The organism is Bradyrhizobium sp. 35, assembly GCF_023073215.1.
GTDB lineage: Bacteria > Pseudomonadota > Alphaproteobacteria > Rhizobiales > Xanthobacteraceae > Bradyrhizobium > Bradyrhizobium canariense_D.
In genome coordinates this window covers 483,293-497,771 of record NZ_JADPJC010000080.1, presented here as the reverse complement: position 1 = coordinate 497,771, position 14,479 = coordinate 483,293, and the positions used below count along the sequence as shown (strand labels likewise).

The following is a 14,479-nucleotide window of genomic DNA, read 5'->3' as shown; positions in this document are numbered from 1 at the left end:
GATTCCAGGGGCATCTTGCCTCAATCCAGCGTGCGGCGGAAGCGCGTCACGGCGATGGTCATGGCGAGCAGCATCAGGACCGCCAGCGCCAACGCGTCGAAACGCAAATTTTGCATGCTCGCACCCTTCAGCATGATGGCGCGGACGATGCGCAAATAATGCGTCAGCGGCAGGCACTCACCGACATATTGCGCCCAGGCCGGCATCCCGGCGAACGGGAACATGAATCCGGACAGCAAGATGCTCGGCAGGAAGAACATCATCGACATCTGCATCGCCTGGAGCTGGTTTTGCACCAGCGTCGAGATCGTGTACCCGATCGCCAGATTGGTCGTGATGAAGAGCGTCGAGAGCAGCGCCAGCAGGAACAGATTTCCGAGCACCGGCACGCCAAACAGGCCGACCCCGATGCCAATGATGAGGAACGCCTGCACGAACCCGACCAGCACGTAGGGAATGATCTTGCCGAACATCACCTCGACCGGCTTGATCGGCATCGACAGCAGGCTCTCCATCGTGCCGCGCTCGACCTCGCGCGTGACCGAGAGCGCGGTGAAGATCAGCATGGTCATGGTCAGGATGGTGCCGACGAGGCCCGGCACGATGTTGAGGCTCGACGCGGCGGCGGGGTTGTAGCGGGCGTGCGCGCGGATCTCGAACGGCATCTCCGGGGGATCTCCGATGTAGAGATCGTGCTTGAGTGCGGTCTGCACGACCATGCCGAGCGAGCCGATCGCCGCGCTCGCCGCCACTGGATCGGTGGCGTCAGCCGCGACCAGCAGCGCCGGCTTATCGCCGCGCCGCACTGCCCGCTCGAAGCCGCGCGGGATCTCGACGCCGAACAGAACCTTGCCGGATTTCAGGAGATTGTCGAAATCTTCGACGTCGTGGACTTCGTAGAGAAAGCGGAAATAGGCGGTGTTCTCCAGCGCCTTCAGGATCGAGCGTGCGAGATCGGAATCCTCCTGAAGCAGCACCGCGCTCGGCAGATTGTGCGGCGTGGTGTTGATGGCATAGCCGAACAAGAGCAGCTGCATCACAGGCAGCATCACGATCATCGCAAATGACACGCGGTCGCGCTTGAGCTGGATGAACTCCTTGATCAGCATCGCATAGGAGCGCCTCCAGAAGCCGAAGCGCTCCCGGATCGCGTGCTGGGGTTCAGGATGATCGACCGCGCTCATTGGAAATTGTCCTTGGAACGGCTCATCAATTCGATAAACACGTCTTCCAGTGACGGCGATGATTTGTGCCAATGCAGTCCGCTTTTTTCGCGCCACGGCGCGATGCTGGCCTCGAGCGCGGCGACGTCGCGGCCGGAGACGTGCAGCGACGTGCCGAACGGCGCCACCATGTCGATTCCCGGCTTGCCGGTGAGCGCAGCCGTGAGCTCGTTCAGGTCCTCGCCCGTCACGGTGTAGGTCGTCAACGCGGATTTCGCGATCACCTCGTCCACGGTGCCATGCACGAGCAGATGGCCATAGGCGATATAAGCAATCTCGTGACAGCGCTCGGCCTCGTCCATGTAGTGGGTCGAGACCAGCACGGTGAGACCGTCGGCCGCGAGTGCATGAATCTCGTTCCAGAAATCGCGCCGCGCTTTGGGATCGACGCCGGCGGTCGGCTCGTCGAGCAGCAGCAGTTTCGGACTGGGCAATGTGCAGGCACCTAGCGCCAACCGCTGCTTCCAGCCGCCGGAGAGTTCGCCCGCGAGCTGTTCCTCGCGCCCCGAGAGCCCGATCCGCTTGATCATGTCGCGCGCGGCGCCGCGGGCGTCGGCAAGGCCATAGAGCCGCGCGACGAATTCGAGATTCTCGCGCACCGACAGGTCCTGATACAGGCTGAACCGCTGGGTCATGTAGCCGACCTGGCGCTTGATCTTTTCGGCGTCCTTCAGGATGTCGTAGCCGAGGCAGGTGCCCTCGCCGCTGTCGGGTGTGAGCAGGCCGCAGAGGATGCGGATGGTCGTCGTCTTGCCGGAGCCGTTCGGCCCGAGGAAGCCGTAGATCGAGCCGCGTTTCACCTGCATCGACAGATCGTGCACGACCTCCCGGCCGCCGAACGACTTGGTCAGGCCCTTGACGTCGATCGCGATGCCATTGCCGCTCATCGTTTGTCCGCCACCGGAGTTTTTGGATTGAGATAGACGTCGATCGGCTGTCCGACGCGCAAGGCGTCGGGACGCGAAGGCCGCGCCTGGATCAGATAGACGAGCTTGTTGCGCTCCTCGAGGCTGTAAATGACAGGCGGCGTGTATTCGGCCGAGGTTGCGATGAAATAGATCTTTGCGGTGAGATCGGCGGCGCAATTGTCGCACGCGATCCGCACCGTATCGCCGATCGCAAGCTTCGGCAGCTCGGTCTCCGGCACGAAGAAGCGCAGCTTCATGTTGCCGGGCGGCATGATCGAGAGCACGGGCCGCTGGGCCGCCACCATCTCGCCCTCGCGAAAATAGATCTGCTGGATGGTGCCGGCGACCGGCGCAAAGCCCTTGCGCCGCGCCATCCGCGTCTCCGAGGTCGCCACCCGCGCCTCGGCGACGCGCAAGGCGGAGACGGCCGAGTCGAGATTGGCCTGCGTGCCCGAGCCGGTCTTGCTCAGCGAAGCCGCGCGATCGTAGGTTTGCTGCGCATTCGCCAGCGTCGCCTTGTTCTGGTTGAGATCGGCAAGCTGGAGATCGTCGTCGACGGAATAGAGGTGATCGCCGACCTTGACCTGATCGCCCTCGCGGACGTTGAGCTTCGTCACGCGACCCGCCTCGTCTGGGCTAACGAAGATCATGTCAGCCTCGACCCAGCCCTGGAAGCCGGGATCACGCTTGTCTTTGCAGCCGGCAAGCCCGGTCGCGAGGACCGCGATCAATGCGAGTACAGAAATTGCTTGCGACGACCTCATGTCGTGCTCCGTTCGCCAAAAATCAAATCGAGATGAACGCGCAGCATGTCCTGCGCGTCGAGCGGCGCGTGCCGCGCAAACAGGCTCTGCCAGATCACCGCGATCATCGCGGGTGCGACCAGGATCTGCGGGTAATGCGCCAGGTTCTTCTGGCGGATCTCGCCGCGGGCGATGCCGAGCTCGATCAGGGCGCGCATGGCGGAGATGCCGCGCGAGACGACCTCGCGGTAGTAGAAGTCGGCCACGGAGGGAAACCGCGGCCCCTCGGCCACGATCAGGCGCACGAGATCGCCGCGCCTGGTGCCGATGACCTCCTTCAGGAAGTTGCTCGCAAACGCCTCGACCAGATCGCGCACCGAGCCCGCCGGTGGCGGCAATGCCGTCAACCGGGTCACGACAGGCACGATCACCGTCCGGACCAGCTCCTCGAACATCGATTCCTTGTCCTTGAAGTGCAGGTAGATGGTGCCCTTGGCGACACCCGCACGCTTCGCGATGTCGTCGAGCCGCGTCGCGGCAAAGCCCCGCGCGATGAATTCCTCCATCGCGGCATCCACGATCGCCGCGCGCCGCTCCGCCGCGCGCGTGGCACGGCTCGGCGCGGACACCGCATCCTCCCCAGCGCGTGAATTGGCCTTCGCGTTGGAGCGAGCTGCGGGCGGCGTGGCGGCTTTGGCGGGTTTCCTGGTCATTGATCGGATATGACTGACCAGTCAGTCATAGTCAAGACAGCGCTACGGACCCAATCTGGTCCACAAATTAGTATTGACTAATTCATTAGCGACGGCTAATCTAATCCTATGATCGAAGCCGCCCCAAATCCCGTTACCACCGTCATGCGCGCCCTCGCGGACCCGACGCGACGCGCCGTCTTCGAACGCGTGTTCGAGAGCACGGAGATCAGCGTCGCTGAAATCACGCGGGGAAGTGGCGTGACGCAAGGCGCGATCTCGCAACATTTGAAGTCCCTCAAGCAGGCCGGCCTCGTCGCCGAGCGTGCCGAGGGCCGCAACGTCTATTACCGTGCCGCGCCGCAAGGCCTCGAACCGCTGGTCTCCTGGATGGACCATTACGGCGTGTTCTGGCGCGAGCGCTTCCAGAACCTGCGTGACCTCTTGAAGGAGATCGACCCGTGAGTGCTGTTGGATTGAAAGCCGAGACAAAAGACATCGTCATCGACGAGGTGCTCCCTCATGCGCCGGAGACGATCTGGAAGGCGCTGACCAGCGCCCAGCTGATCGCGCGCTGGCTGATGCCGCCGACCGGTTTCGAGGCCGTCGAAGGCAACTCTTTCACCTACCAGACCACGCCGGGCGGCGCATGGGATGGTGTCATCCATTGCCGGGTCCTGGAAGTCATGCCGAACCGCCGCCTCGTCTACGCCTGGAAGGGCGGCGATGAGCGCAACATTGGCTACGGCGCGCCGCTCGACACCGTCGTGACGTGGTCCCTCACCCCGGTCGAGGACGGCACGCGGATCCGTCTGGTTCATGCGGGCTTCGTCTTGCCCAGGAACGAATCGGCCTACACGGGCATGAGCGGCGGCTGGAAGAAGGTCGTCCGCCAGCTCGACGAGATCAGCGGCGAAGACAAGTAAGGAGTAATCGCATGACCAAGCCCTATACCGGCGGCTGCGCCTGCGGCGCGATCCGCTATTCGATTGCCGGTGAGCCGCTGTTCAGCAATCACTGCCAGTGCCGGGACTGCCAGCGCGAAAGCGGCAGCGCCCACGGCTCGTACATGACATTCGCACGCGACGGCGTCACGGTGACGGGCGAGGCAAAGCATTGGGACATGGTCGCCAACAGCGGCAACGTGAAGACGCGCGGTTTCTGCACACAGTGCGGCGTGCCTGTGTACATGACCTTCGCGGCACAGCCCGACGTCTTCACGATCCGCGCCGCAAGCCTCGACGAGCCCGCCCGCTACAAGCCGCAGGCGGTCACTTTCGCCGCGCGCGGACATCACTGGGATCGTCTTGACCCTGACCTGCCCAAATTCGCGGGCATGCCGCCGGGGTGAGGCATCGCAGGTGGAAGCGCGCGCAAGACCGCGCGCGTTCACGTCAACTATGAAACTTCAACCCGTCGACGATCTTGTCGATCACCTTGCGCTCCGCGCGCATCGCGAGACCGACGAGATTGAGATCGGTGCGCGCCACTGCCCTCACCACCTCGCGGTTGGCGGCATCATGAGTGGTCTTGAACATGTCCTCGGTATAGACCGCCGGCTTGACGTTGCGCGTCAGGGCCCGATCGAGCGCGCGCGTCAATGCGGGACCGTCGGCGCCATAGATCAGGATCGGCTGACCGATCAGCGCGTGATATTTCGTGCCCGACGCGTCCTCATAGGGCTCGCCGATGCATTCCGGAAAGGCCGCGGCGATGCCGCTGGTGAGGAAGGCCGCGACGTTGAGCTTCTGCCAGGCTTGAAGATCGGTACGAATCACGATGGCGATCTTGGTATCGAACTGCATGCAACTCCCCGACTGTCATTCCGGATTCGATGCTACGCACGATCGGAATGACTGCAACAGGAATCAACCCTTGGCGTCGCAGGCCCAGGCGCGGATCACGCATTCCTTGCCGCCGTATTTGTAGCATTCGCGCGTGGCGGCATTGAGCGTGGTCGAGATCTTCGGCTTGACGGCATAGCCATAGGCGCCGCAGGGATTGGAAAGATCGACCGACATCGCGGCGCAGGCGCGCTTCATCGTCACGGTCGTGCAATCGCCCTTGCACTGCTTCTGCGCCGCCGCACGGGCTTCGTGCTCGGCGCCATAATCAAAGGCCTGGCCGTAAGCGCCGCACTTGCCGACCGCAAATGCACCGGCGGCATGCGCATCCGTGATATGGCGAGCGCCCGCGATGCAGACGGACAGCGCAAAGAAAAACATCGCGCAACGGCGCGCGACGACGTTCGAAGCCATGGAAAAACACCCCTCCCCCCAAGGCAGGTGAAGGTGACTGTAAGCGGCGGTTGTTTCCAGATGGTGAACGGGGCGTTGAATTGAGGCCTGGGCGTGCCGCAGGGTGGCAAAGCGACGCGTGCCTACCAATCAAACACCACCGTGTCGAGGGATGGTGGGCACGGCGCTGCGCGCCTTTGCCTACCCTACGAACCGCTATCCCCGCCGTGCCGCTTCCAATGCCTGCGGCGTGTCGATGTCGAGGAAGGCGCTCTCGCCGTCGACCGGCACTTCGGCGACGGCCTCGGTGTGCTTGGCGATCAGATGGCGCGCGCCGACATCGCCGTCGAGCGTCATCAACTCCTTGAAGAAGCGGCGCGACCACAGCACAGGGTTGCCGCGGCGACCTTCGCTGACGGGCACGACGATGAGATTGCCGCGGTCCGGTGCGAACGCGTCGATGAGACGGTCGATCAGGCCGGCGTCGATCAGCGGCATGTCGCCGAGGCAGACCACGGCGCCGTCGGACGCCTCGGGAACGGCCGCGATGCCCGCCTTGACCGAGCTTGCGATGCCGCCGGCAAAATCCGGATTTTTGACAAAACGCACCTTCAGGCCCTGCAAGGCTTGTTCGATCAGCTCGGTCTGATGGCCGGTGACGACGATCACCTCGGACGCCTTGGAGGCCAGCGCCTGCTCGGTCGCTATTCGCACCAGCTTCTTGCCATCGAGCTCGGCCAGTAGCTTGTTCGGCCCACCCATCCGGGTCGAGCGGCCTGCTGCGAGCACGATGACCGCGACCTGGTTGTTGCCCTCGATCTCCGGTTTTGCGCGCGGCTGCGGGCGCGTGACGATCTCCATCAGGAGGCCGCCAACACCCATGCCCATCAGCTCGGACCGCGTCACCTTGATGCCGGCGAGCAGCCGCATCAGCACCCAGTCAAAGCCGTTCTCGACCGGCGAGCGCGCGCAGCCGGGCGCGCCCAGCACCGGCACGGCGCCGGCCCGGGCAATCAGCAGCAGGTTGCCGGGATCCACCGGCATGCCGAAATGCTCGATCTCGCCGCCGATGCCGGTCACGGCCGCAGGGATCACGTCGCGGCGGTCGGCGATCGCGGATGCACCGAACACGATCACGAGCTCGGCGCCAAGTCCCAGCAGTTCCTTGATCGCAGCCGACAGCGCCTGCTCCTCATGCGGAACCCGCCGCTCCGCGATGATGCCGGCTCCGGCTGGCGCCAGCCGCTCGGCGGTGACCCGCAACGTCTTGTCGATCACCTTGGAGGACAGGCCGGGCAGCAGCGTCGAGACCACGCCGACGCGCTTGATGACGTAAGGCGCGATCTTCAGAACGTCGCGACCCGCGGCCTTCACCGCGGCATCACGCAAGTTTCCTTTGACGCCGAACGGGATGATCTTGACGGTGCCGACCATCTCGCCCTCGACCACCGGCTTGTAGGCGGAGAGCGTGGCAAAGGTAATGGCCTCGTCGATATTGTTGATGCGGTCCACCGCGGCGCGATCGATCACCAGCACGCCTGGCTGCGCGGCGAACAGATTGGCCCGGCCGGTGAAGGCGCGCTCGACATGGATGCCCTCGCCGCCGACCGCGAGCGCGATGCTGGCGGCAGCGATGTCCTCGGAGACATCGCCCTCCTCCATCCGCACCACCACAACGTCCTTGATGCCGGCGCGCTCCAGCGCCTCGACCTCGGCCGGGCCGATCGTCGTGCCCTTTTTCAGCACCAGCGGTCCCTGGCGCAGGGTGTGGACGGTCACCCCGCCGATCGCATCCCTGGGACTCGCCGGGCCGAACTTCATGCGGCTTCTTCTTTTTCTTTGGGCGGCAGGCGAAGCACCGCCGTGATCTCGGCCATGATCGAGACCGCGATCTCGGACGGCGAGACCGCGCCGATCGCAAGCCCGATCGGCGCGTGGATGCGCGCGATGTCAGCCTCCTTGGCGCCTTGCGCCCGCAGCCGGTCGCCGCGCTTGGCGTGCGTCTTCCGCGATCCGAGCGCGCCGATATAGAAGCAGTTGCGCTCGAAGGCGTGCAGCAGCGCGGGATCGTCGATCTTGGGATCGTGCGTTACCGCGACGAAGGCCGTGTAGGCGTCGACGTTGAGCAGCGGCAGCGCCGTGTCGGGCCATTCCGCGACCAGTGGAACGTCGGGGAAGCGCTCGGGGCTCGCAAAGGCCGTGCGCGGATCGACCACGGTGACGTCGTAGCCGAGCGAGCGCGCCAACGGTGCCAGAGCCTGGCTGATATGGACGGCGCCGACGATGACGAGCTTTGCGGTCGGCGCATAGACGTTGAGGAAAAGCTTCTTGCCGCCGGCTTCGACGCTGGCGCTTTTGCCCATGCGAAGCTGCTTGTCGAGCTCGGCGCCTAATGGATCCTTGGCAAAATCCTTGGCCTTCACCAGGCGCTGCTCACCACTCTCGGTGTCGGTGACCAAAATCACCGCGCGGCGCGCGGCGCGCTCGGTATTGAGTTCGTGCAGGATCTCGAGCTTCACGGCTAGCCGACTTTCTCGACGAAGACGCGGATGGTGCCGCCGCAGGACAGCCCGACATTCCAGGCAGTCTCGTCGGCAACCCCAAACTCCAGCATCCTGGGCTTGCCGCTCTGGATCACATCCATGGCCTCCGTGACCACGGCGCCCTCGACGCAGCCGCCGGAGACGGACCCCAGGAACGTGCCCTCGTCGTTGATGACTAGGCTCGAGCCCGCCGGACGCGGTGCCGAGCCCCAGGTCTCGACCACGGTGGCGAGCGCGACGCCACGGCCGGCCTTCTGCCAGTCCTCCGCCGCCTTCAGAATATCCTCGTCGCGATCGAGCATGGCTACCTCTCAGGCTGCGGAGCGGATCAAGCTGCGGTGATGCGGCGGCAGCGGCCGGGAGAGCGTGGTGATCAGCTCCTGGATCGAGCTCAAATTATGTACCGGACGGAATTCGTCAACGTGCGGCAGCATCATTTTGATGCCCTGGGCCTTGGCCTCGAAGCCGCCAAACCGCAGCAGCGGGTTGAGCCAGATCAGCCGCCGGCAGGAACGGTGCAGCCGGTCCATCTCGAAGGCGAGCTTGGAATCGGCTTCCCGCTCCAGCCCGTCGGAGATCAGCAGCACGATGGCGCCCTGGCTCAGCACGCGCCGCGCCCACAATTTGTTGAAATTGTGCAGGGAGGCCGAGATCCGCGTGCCGCCGGCCCAGTCCTCGACCGAGGCCGAGCAGCTCGCCAGCGCCTCGTCGGGGTCGCGCTGGCGCAGCGCCCGGGTCACGTTGGTGAGGCGAGTGCCGAATAGGAACACCGAGACACGTTTTCGCGCGTCCCCTATGGCATGCAGGAAATGCAGGAACAGGCGGGTGTACTCGCTCATCGAACCCGAGATGTCGAGCAGCGCGACGATCGGCGCCGGTTTCTCGATCCGCCCGAGGCGATGGATGTCGATGATGTCGCCACCGGTGCGCAAGGACGCGCGTAAGGTGCGGCGCAAATCGAGACGAAGCCCGCGCGCATCAGGCCGGTGCCGGCGCGTCAATAGCTCGGCCTGCGGCAGCCGCATCCGCTCGACAGCGCGGAGCGCTTCGGTGATCTCAGCCGCGCTCATCTGAGCGAAATCCTTCTTCTGAAGGATTTCCTTGTCGGAGACCGACAGGCGCAAATCCTGCTCCTGGTGCTGCGGCGTCTCCGTCATGCGAGGCTGCGACATCGCCTCCTGGACGCGGCGGGAGCCGGCCTGCGGCTTCTTCTTGGCCTGCTCCGGCAACGGCACCGAATCCAGCATGTGCTTCCACTCTTCCGACGCCCGGAAGAACAGGTTGAAGGCCTGTTTGAAGATCAGCGCATGTTCATGGCGCTTGACGAAGATCGCCTCCAGCGTGGTGAAGACGTCGGCGCGGTGGCCGATGTCGATCACCTCAAGCGCGCTCATGGCATCGATGACCGCACCCGGCCCGACCGGCATGCCGGCCGAACGCAGCGCGCGGGCGAAGCCCACGATGTTGTCGGCGAACTGCTCGGTCTGCTCAGGCGCAAGGTGGTTGATGGCCATGGTCTTTCCTCGCTCCGTCATTCCGGGGCGTCGCGAAGCGACGAACCCGGAATCCAGAGATTGTGGCGCGAGATTCTCAGGTGCGCAATTGCGCACCAGAGTTCACGCTCCCGCGCGCCCCGGAATGACAAGTTACTCGCTCGTCGCGTCCTTCAGCACCTTCTGCAAGGTGTCGCCCTGCATCCGCGTGATGTCGTCCTGGTATTTGAGCAGCGCGCCCAGCGTGTCGCCGACCACTTGCGGGGTCAGCGAGCGGGCGTCGAGCTCCGACAGCGCAGTGGCCCAGTCGATGGTCTCGGCAACGCCCGGCGATTTGTAGAAATCCTGATTGCGTAGCGCCTGGACGAAGCGCACGACCTGCTGCGACAGTTTCGCGGAGATGCCCGGCACGCGCGACTTGACGATCGCGAGCTCACGATCGGCATCGGGATAATCGACCCAGTGATAGAGACAGCGCCGCTTCAGCGCGTCGTGGATTTCGCGGGTGCGGTTGGAGGTGATGATCACGATCGGCGGATGCGGCGCCTTCACGGTGCCGAATTCGGGAATCGTCACCTGGAAGTCGCTGAGGATTTCGAGCAGATACGCCTCGAACGCCTCGTCGGCGCGGTCGAGCTCGTCGATCAAGAGCACCGGCGGTCCCGCAACGTCGGGCTCCAGCGCCTGCAGCAGCGGCCGCTTGATCATGTAGCGGTCGGCGAAGATATCGGAGGAGAGCTGATCGCGATCGGTGTCGCCGGCGGCTTCCGCCATCCGGATCGCGATCATCTGCGCGGCGCTATTCCATTCGTAGACCGCCGAGGAAACGTCGAGGCCTTCGTAACACTGTAGACGGATCAGCTTCCGCCCCAAGGCCGCCGACAGCACTTTTGCGATCTCGGTCTTGCCGACGCCGGCTTCGCCTTCCAGAAACAGCGGCCGGCCCATGCGCAGCGACAGATAGGTCACCGTGGCCAGCGATCGCTCGGCGAGATAGCCGCGCGACGTCAGGAGTTCGAGCATCGAATCGACCGATGCCGGCAATACAACTGAAGTATTGGCACCGGACGTATTGGCCGCTGAGGTCATGAAAAAGCCAGTCTCGCTACGCCCTCACCGGGGACAAGTTTGGGCCGAGGCGTGAGGATCACTCACTCCTTGGCGTTGGCGGCGTCGAGGGCACGCCGCGTCAGCACGCCGATGAGGTGCGCGCGGTATTCGGCGCTGCCATGGATGTCGCTGTTGAGGCCGTCCGCCGGCACCTCGATGCCCTCAAGCGCCTTCGCGGCGAAGCGCTTCTTCAGGGCTTCCTCGAATGCCGTGACACGGAACACGCCTTCGGAGCCGGCGCCGGTGACCGCGACCCGCACGTCGGAGGGACGCCGCGCCACGAACACGCCGACCAGCGCGTAACGCGAGGCCTGGTTGCGGAACTTGATATAGGCCGCCTTCTTCGGCAGCGGGAACATCACCTTGGTGATGATCTCGTCGGCTTCGAGCGCCGTCGTGAACAGGCCCTGGAAAAACTCCTCCGCCTTGAGGCGGCGCTTGTTGGTGACGATGGTGGCGCCGAGCGCAAGCACGGCAGCCGGATAGTCCGCTGTCGGGTCGTTGTTGGCGAGCGAGCCGCCGATCGTGCCCTTGTGGCGCACGGCGGGATCGCCGATCTGGCCGGCCAGGTTCGCGAGCGCCGGGATCGCCTCGCCGACGATGGCGGAGCTTGCGACCTCGGCATGCCTGGCGGTGGCACCGATCACGAGCGCGCGGCCCTTCATCTCGATCGTGTTGAGCCCATCGATGTGGGAGAGGTCGACCAGATGCGGCGGGCTGGCGAGGCGCTGCTTCATGACGGGAATCAGCGTGTGGCCGCCGGCGATCACCTTGGCGTCTTCGTTCTTCACCAGGAGGTTGGCGGCCTGCCGAACGGTCCCGGGGCGATGGTATTTGAAATCGTACATCTGAATGTCCTGATCGCAGAGTGCGCGCGAGGTTTACGCGAGATCGGATTTCGCCATCGCCTTGGCGCCGGCGGAGATCGAGGTGACGATGTTCTGGTAGCCGGTGCAGCGGCAGAGATTGCCTTCCAGCTCCTCGCGGATGGTGTGGTCGTCGAGCTCGTTGCCCTTGCGATGGACGATGTCGATCGCGGTCATGATCATGCCGGGCGTGCAGAAGCCGCACTGCAGGCCATGGTGTTCGCGGAAGGCCTCCTGCATCGGATGCAGCGGCGCGCCGTCGGCGGCCAGGCCCTCGATCGTCTTGACCTCGTGGCCGTCGGCCATCACGGCGAGCGTGGTGCAGGACTTCACGGCCTTGCCGTCCAGATGCACGACGCAAGCGCCGCACTGCGAGGTGTCGCAGCCGACATGGGTGCCGGTGAGCCGCAGATTCTCGCGCAGGAACTGCACCAGCAGGGTGCGGGGATCGACATTGGCCGTGACAGGATTGCCGTTCACGATGAGGGAGATTTTTGCCATAAACACTCTCTATCAGCGCCCCGACGGGTCCCGTCGAAGCGGTTCTTATATTTATTCCAACCCATCATATGGGCCATTATGCCCCGGGGCAACATCACCCGGAATGCAAGGCGCCATGACAAAACGCGATATGCCGAAAGGCGCAATGCTTGAGGTGTTGGCCTTCAGCCCTGTACCGCCTTGGCGAAGTTCGCGAAAAATTCGTCGGCCAGTTTCTTGGCGGCGCCGTTGATCAGGCGCTGGCCGAGCTGCGCCAACTTGCCGCCGATCTGCGCCTCGACCTCGTAGGACAAAAGCGTGCCGCCGTCCTTCTCCGCAAGCTTGACCACGGCGCCACCCTTGGCGAAGCCGGCCACCCCGCCCTCGCCTTCGCCGGAGATCTTGTAGCCGTTCGGCGGGTCGAGATCGGACAGTGTGACCTTGCCCTTGAAGCGCGCCGACACCGGACCGACCTTCATTTTCGCCGTCGCGCGAAAGCCGCCATCGTCGGTCTTCTCCAGCTCCTCGCAGCCGGGGATGCAGGCCTTCAGCACCTCGGCATCGTTGAGCTTGGCCCACACGGCCTCGCGCGGCGCCGCAAGCTGGACTTCGCCGTTCATCGTCATGGCCATTGGGTGCCTCCCGGGATACCGAACTTGGATCGCGCAACTATAATGCAGCTCAAGTACCGCACGGAGGCGGCAAAAGAAAGGGTGGCCCTCGGTCACGTGCAATGCATATTCGCAACTGCAAAAAGCTTGCGCCGCCGGTTTGGGATTGGCACAGGCGGGTCATGGTGGTTAGGTCCCGCACAATATGAGCACATCCCTCTCCCCCCTGCTCGCGCCGATGCTGTCGAGCGTGGCCATGCGCGCGGTCTGCGACGACCGGTCGACCCTTCAGAATATGCTCGAATTCGAGGCAGCCCTCGCCCGAGCCGAGGCGGCCACGGGTGTGATTCCCGCGTCCGCGGTGGGCCCGATCGAAGCCGCGTGCAAGGCCGATACCTTTGACATGGCTGCGCTGGCCGAGGCCGCGACTCGATCCGGCAATCTCGCGATCCCCTTGGTCAAGACTCTAACCGCCAATGTCGGCAAGGCCGACGCCGAGGCCGCACGCTACGTGCATTGGGGCGCGACCAGCCAGGACGTCATCGACAGCGCGACCATGCTCACGCTTCGCGCCGGCATCGATGCATTGGACGCCGATCTCAGCCGCGCCATCAAGGGCTTTGCCGCACTTGCGCGCAGTCATCGCAACACGGCAATGGTGGCGCGAACCTGGCTCCAGCACGCCCTGCCGATGCCGTTCGGACTGAAGGCCGCCGAATATGCCGCAAGCCTTGCCCGCGCCCGCTGCCGCCTCAGGCGGCTGCGCCGCGAGGGCCTCGCACTGCAATTCGGCGGCGCGGCCGGCACGCTTGCGGCACTTGGCGACAAGGGGCTCGTCGTTTCAGAACGGCTGGCGCAGGAGCTGAACCTGCCATTGCCAGAAGCCCCCTGGCACACCCACCGTGACCGCATCGCGGAAGCCGCATCAGCCTTCGCGATTCTCGCCGGAAGCTGCGGCAAGATCGCGCGCGACGTCTCGCTGCTGATGCAGACCGACGTCGCAGAGGCGTTCGAGCCCGCCGGGGAAGGCCGCGGCGGCTCCTCGACCATGCCGCACAAGCGCAACCCGGTCGCAGCCGCAAGCGCGCTCGGCTGCGCGACCATGGCGCCTCAGCTCGCAGCGACGATTTTTGCCGCACAGGTGCAGGACCACGAACGCAGCGCCGGTCCCTGGCACGCGGAATGGCCGACGCTGCCGCAATTGATGCTGGTCACCTCCGGCGCGCTTGCCGCCATCGTCGACATCGCCGAGGGTCTCGATGTCGATGCCGCGCGCATGCGCAGCAATCTCGATGCGACGCACGGGCTGATCATGGCGGAAGCGGTTACCTTTGCGCTGGCCGAGACGATCGGCAAGAGCGATGCGCATCATCTGATCGAGGCCGCGAGCAAGCGCGCGGTCGCCGAGAAGAAGCATCTGCGCGAGGTGCTCGCAGCCGATTCGCATGTCACTGCGCATCTTTCGCCGGAAAAAATTGCGGCGTTGCTCGAGCCGATGGCCTATCAAGGCGCTTCCCAAGCCCTGATCGATCGCCTGCTCGACAGCCTCGAACGCGAATAAAGCAGTCCTGCG

At 64.7% G+C, this 14,479-nt stretch carries 18 protein-coding genes; 4 read left to right on the top strand and 14 right to left on the bottom strand.

The window, feature by feature from the left end:
- Window positions 1–20: 20 nt before the first annotated feature.
- Genes IVB36_RS18570 through IVB36_RS18555 form a run of 4 tightly spaced genes read right to left on the bottom strand, consistent with a single transcriptional unit; the run spans window position 21 to window position 3,587 of the window.
- Window positions 21–1,184, bottom strand: a complete 1,164-nt coding sequence (locus IVB36_RS18570; RefSeq protein WP_018455596.1) for an ABC transporter permease — start codon at window positions 1,182–1,184, stop codon at window positions 21–23.
- Window positions 1,181–2,110, bottom strand: a complete 930-nt coding sequence (locus IVB36_RS18565; protein ID WP_018455595.1) for an ABC transporter ATP-binding protein — start codon at window positions 2,108–2,110, stop codon at window positions 1,181–1,183. The genes IVB36_RS18570 and IVB36_RS18565 overlap by 4 nt, the downstream gene beginning before the upstream one ends.
- On the bottom strand, window positions 2,107–2,895 hold the full coding sequence (locus tag IVB36_RS18560; RefSeq protein ID WP_026232982.1) for an efflux RND transporter periplasmic adaptor subunit: 789 nt from the start codon (window positions 2,893–2,895) through the stop codon (window positions 2,107–2,109). The genes IVB36_RS18565 and IVB36_RS18560 overlap by 4 nt, the downstream gene beginning before the upstream one ends.
- Window positions 2,892–3,587 carry a TetR/AcrR family transcriptional regulator gene (locus IVB36_RS18555; protein WP_018455593.1) on the bottom strand — a complete coding sequence of 232 codons (696 nt, stop codon included), beginning with the start codon at window positions 3,585–3,587 and terminating at the stop codon, window positions 2,892–2,894. The genes IVB36_RS18560 and IVB36_RS18555 overlap by 4 nt, the downstream gene beginning before the upstream one ends.
- A gap of 108 nt (window positions 3,588–3,695) precedes the next feature.
- Between IVB36_RS18555 and IVB36_RS18550 the strand changes: the two genes are divergently transcribed.
- Genes IVB36_RS18550 through IVB36_RS18540 form a run of 3 tightly spaced genes read left to right on the top strand, consistent with a single transcriptional unit; the run spans window position 3,696 to window position 4,917 of the window.
- A complete protein-coding gene (locus tag IVB36_RS18550) occupies window positions 3,696–4,031 on the top strand; it encodes a metalloregulator ArsR/SmtB family transcription factor (protein ID WP_018455592.1) in 336 nt (111 codons plus the stop codon).
- Window positions 4,028–4,492 (top strand): SRPBCC domain-containing protein, encoded by a 465-nt coding sequence (locus IVB36_RS18545; protein WP_247297309.1) that lies wholly within the window; start codon window positions 4,028–4,030, stop codon window positions 4,490–4,492. Before IVB36_RS18550 ends, IVB36_RS18545 begins: the two co-directional genes overlap by 4 nt.
- Before the next feature lie 11 nt (window positions 4,493–4,503).
- Entirely contained in the window at window positions 4,504–4,917 is a 414-nt protein-coding gene (locus IVB36_RS18540) for a GFA family protein (RefSeq protein WP_018455590.1), read from the top strand.
- Between the two features lie 43 nt (window positions 4,918–4,960).
- On the opposite strand, the gene IVB36_RS18535 is transcribed toward IVB36_RS18540, so the two are convergent.
- The 10 genes from IVB36_RS18535 to IVB36_RS18490 form a co-directional block, all read right to left on the bottom strand.
- Window positions 4,961–5,371 (bottom strand): DUF2000 family protein, encoded by a 411-nt coding sequence (locus IVB36_RS18535; RefSeq protein ID WP_018455589.1) that lies wholly within the window; start codon window positions 5,369–5,371, stop codon window positions 4,961–4,963.
- Between the two features lie 63 nt (window positions 5,372–5,434).
- Window positions 5,435–5,824, bottom strand: a complete 390-nt coding sequence (locus tag IVB36_RS18530) for a DUF4189 domain-containing protein (protein WP_018455588.1) — start codon at window positions 5,822–5,824, stop codon at window positions 5,435–5,437.
- Between the two features lie 195 nt (window positions 5,825–6,019).
- Window positions 6,020–7,624 carry a molybdopterin-binding/glycosyltransferase family 2 protein gene (locus IVB36_RS18525; protein WP_018455587.1) on the bottom strand — a complete coding sequence of 535 codons (1,605 nt, stop codon included), beginning with the start codon at window positions 7,622–7,624 and terminating at the stop codon, window positions 6,020–6,022.
- Window positions 7,621–8,322 carry an XdhC family protein gene (locus IVB36_RS18520; RefSeq protein WP_018455586.1) on the bottom strand — a complete coding sequence of 234 codons (702 nt, stop codon included), beginning with the start codon at window positions 8,320–8,322 and terminating at the stop codon, window positions 7,621–7,623. Before IVB36_RS18520 ends, IVB36_RS18525 begins: the two co-directional genes overlap by 4 nt.
- A 2-nt stretch (window positions 8,323–8,324) precedes the next feature.
- Complete coding sequence (locus tag IVB36_RS18515; protein ID WP_007602422.1) at window positions 8,325–8,648, bottom strand: XdhC family protein; 324 nt, start codon at window positions 8,646–8,648, stop codon at window positions 8,325–8,327.
- A 9-nt stretch (window positions 8,649–8,657) separates the two neighbouring features.
- The gene (locus tag IVB36_RS18510; protein WP_085361694.1) at window positions 8,658–9,860 is read right to left on the bottom strand and encodes a VWA domain-containing protein; all 1,203 of its coding nucleotides are present in this window, start codon (window positions 9,858–9,860) and stop codon (window positions 8,658–8,660) included.
- A gap of 132 nt (window positions 9,861–9,992) precedes the next feature.
- Window positions 9,993–10,928 carry a MoxR family ATPase gene (locus IVB36_RS18505; RefSeq protein WP_026232979.1) on the bottom strand — a complete coding sequence of 312 codons (936 nt, stop codon included), beginning with the start codon at window positions 10,926–10,928 and terminating at the stop codon, window positions 9,993–9,995.
- 62 nt (window positions 10,929–10,990) lie between these two features.
- Entirely contained in the window at window positions 10,991–11,797 is an 807-nt protein-coding gene (locus tag IVB36_RS18500) for a xanthine dehydrogenase family protein subunit M (RefSeq protein WP_204511636.1), read from the bottom strand.
- A 33-nt stretch (window positions 11,798–11,830) separates the two neighbouring features.
- Window positions 11,831–12,316, bottom strand: a complete 486-nt coding sequence (locus IVB36_RS18495; protein WP_007602418.1) for a (2Fe-2S)-binding protein — start codon at window positions 12,314–12,316, stop codon at window positions 11,831–11,833.
- Window positions 12,317–12,480: 164 nt separating this feature from the next.
- Window positions 12,481–12,927: a carbon monoxide dehydrogenase subunit G gene (locus IVB36_RS18490; RefSeq protein WP_018455582.1), complete on the bottom strand. Its 447-nt coding sequence runs from the start codon at window positions 12,925–12,927 to the stop codon at window positions 12,481–12,483.
- A gap of 184 nt (window positions 12,928–13,111) precedes the next feature.
- On the opposite strand from IVB36_RS18490, the gene IVB36_RS18485 reads away from it, so the two are divergent.
- Window positions 13,112–14,467 carry a 3-carboxy-cis,cis-muconate cycloisomerase gene (locus IVB36_RS18485; protein ID WP_026232978.1) on the top strand — a complete coding sequence of 452 codons (1,356 nt, stop codon included), beginning with the start codon at window positions 13,112–13,114 and terminating at the stop codon, window positions 14,465–14,467.
- The last annotated feature ends 12 nt before the right edge of the window (window positions 14,468–14,479 follow it).

Excerpts from the sequence above, each read along its gene's own strand:
- IVB36_RS18525 (WP_018455587.1), bottom strand. The coding sequence starts at position 7,624 with ATGAAGTTCGGCCCGGCGAGTCCCAGGGATGCGATCGGCGGGGTGACC.
- IVB36_RS18540 (WP_018455590.1), top strand. The coding sequence starts at position 4,504 with ATGACCAAGCCCTATACCGGCGGCTGCGCCTGCGGCGCGATCCGCTAT.
- IVB36_RS18555 (WP_018455593.1), bottom strand. The coding sequence starts at position 3,587 with ATGACCAGGAAACCCGCCAAAGCCGCCACGCCGCCCGCAGCTCGCTCC.
- IVB36_RS18535 (WP_018455589.1), bottom strand. The coding sequence starts at position 5,371 with ATGCAGTTCGATACCAAGATCGCCATCGTGATTCGTACCGATCTTCAA.
- IVB36_RS18505 (WP_026232979.1), bottom strand. The coding sequence starts at position 10,928 with ATGACCTCAGCGGCCAATACGTCCGGTGCCAATACTTCAGTTGTATTG.
- IVB36_RS18500 (WP_204511636.1), bottom strand. The coding sequence starts at position 11,797 with ATGTACGATTTCAAATACCATCGCCCCGGGACCGTTCGGCAGGCCGCC.
- IVB36_RS18490 (WP_018455582.1), bottom strand. The coding sequence starts at position 12,927 with ATGGCCATGACGATGAACGGCGAAGTCCAGCTTGCGGCGCCGCGCGAG.
- IVB36_RS18485 (WP_026232978.1), top strand. The coding sequence starts at position 13,112 with ATGAGCACATCCCTCTCCCCCCTGCTCGCGCCGATGCTGTCGAGCGTG.
- IVB36_RS18565 (WP_018455595.1), bottom strand. The coding sequence starts at position 2,110 with ATGAGCGGCAATGGCATCGCGATCGACGTCAAGGGCCTGACCAAGTCG.
- IVB36_RS18510 (WP_085361694.1), bottom strand. The coding sequence starts at position 9,860 with ATGGCCATCAACCACCTTGCGCCTGAGCAGACCGAGCAGTTCGCCGAC.
- IVB36_RS18570 (WP_018455596.1), bottom strand. The coding sequence starts at position 1,184 with ATGAGCGCGGTCGATCATCCTGAACCCCAGCACGCGATCCGGGAGCGC.
- IVB36_RS18560 (WP_026232982.1), bottom strand. The coding sequence starts at position 2,895 with ATGAGGTCGTCGCAAGCAATTTCTGTACTCGCATTGATCGCGGTCCTC.
- IVB36_RS18530 (WP_018455588.1), bottom strand. The coding sequence starts at position 5,824 with ATGGCTTCGAACGTCGTCGCGCGCCGTTGCGCGATGTTTTTCTTTGCG.
- IVB36_RS18550 (WP_018455592.1), top strand. The coding sequence starts at position 3,696 with ATGATCGAAGCCGCCCCAAATCCCGTTACCACCGTCATGCGCGCCCTC.
- IVB36_RS18515 (WP_007602422.1), bottom strand. The coding sequence starts at position 8,648 with ATGCTCGATCGCGACGAGGATATTCTGAAGGCGGCGGAGGACTGGCAG.
- IVB36_RS18495 (WP_007602418.1), bottom strand. The coding sequence starts at position 12,316 with ATGGCAAAAATCTCCCTCATCGTGAACGGCAATCCTGTCACGGCCAAT.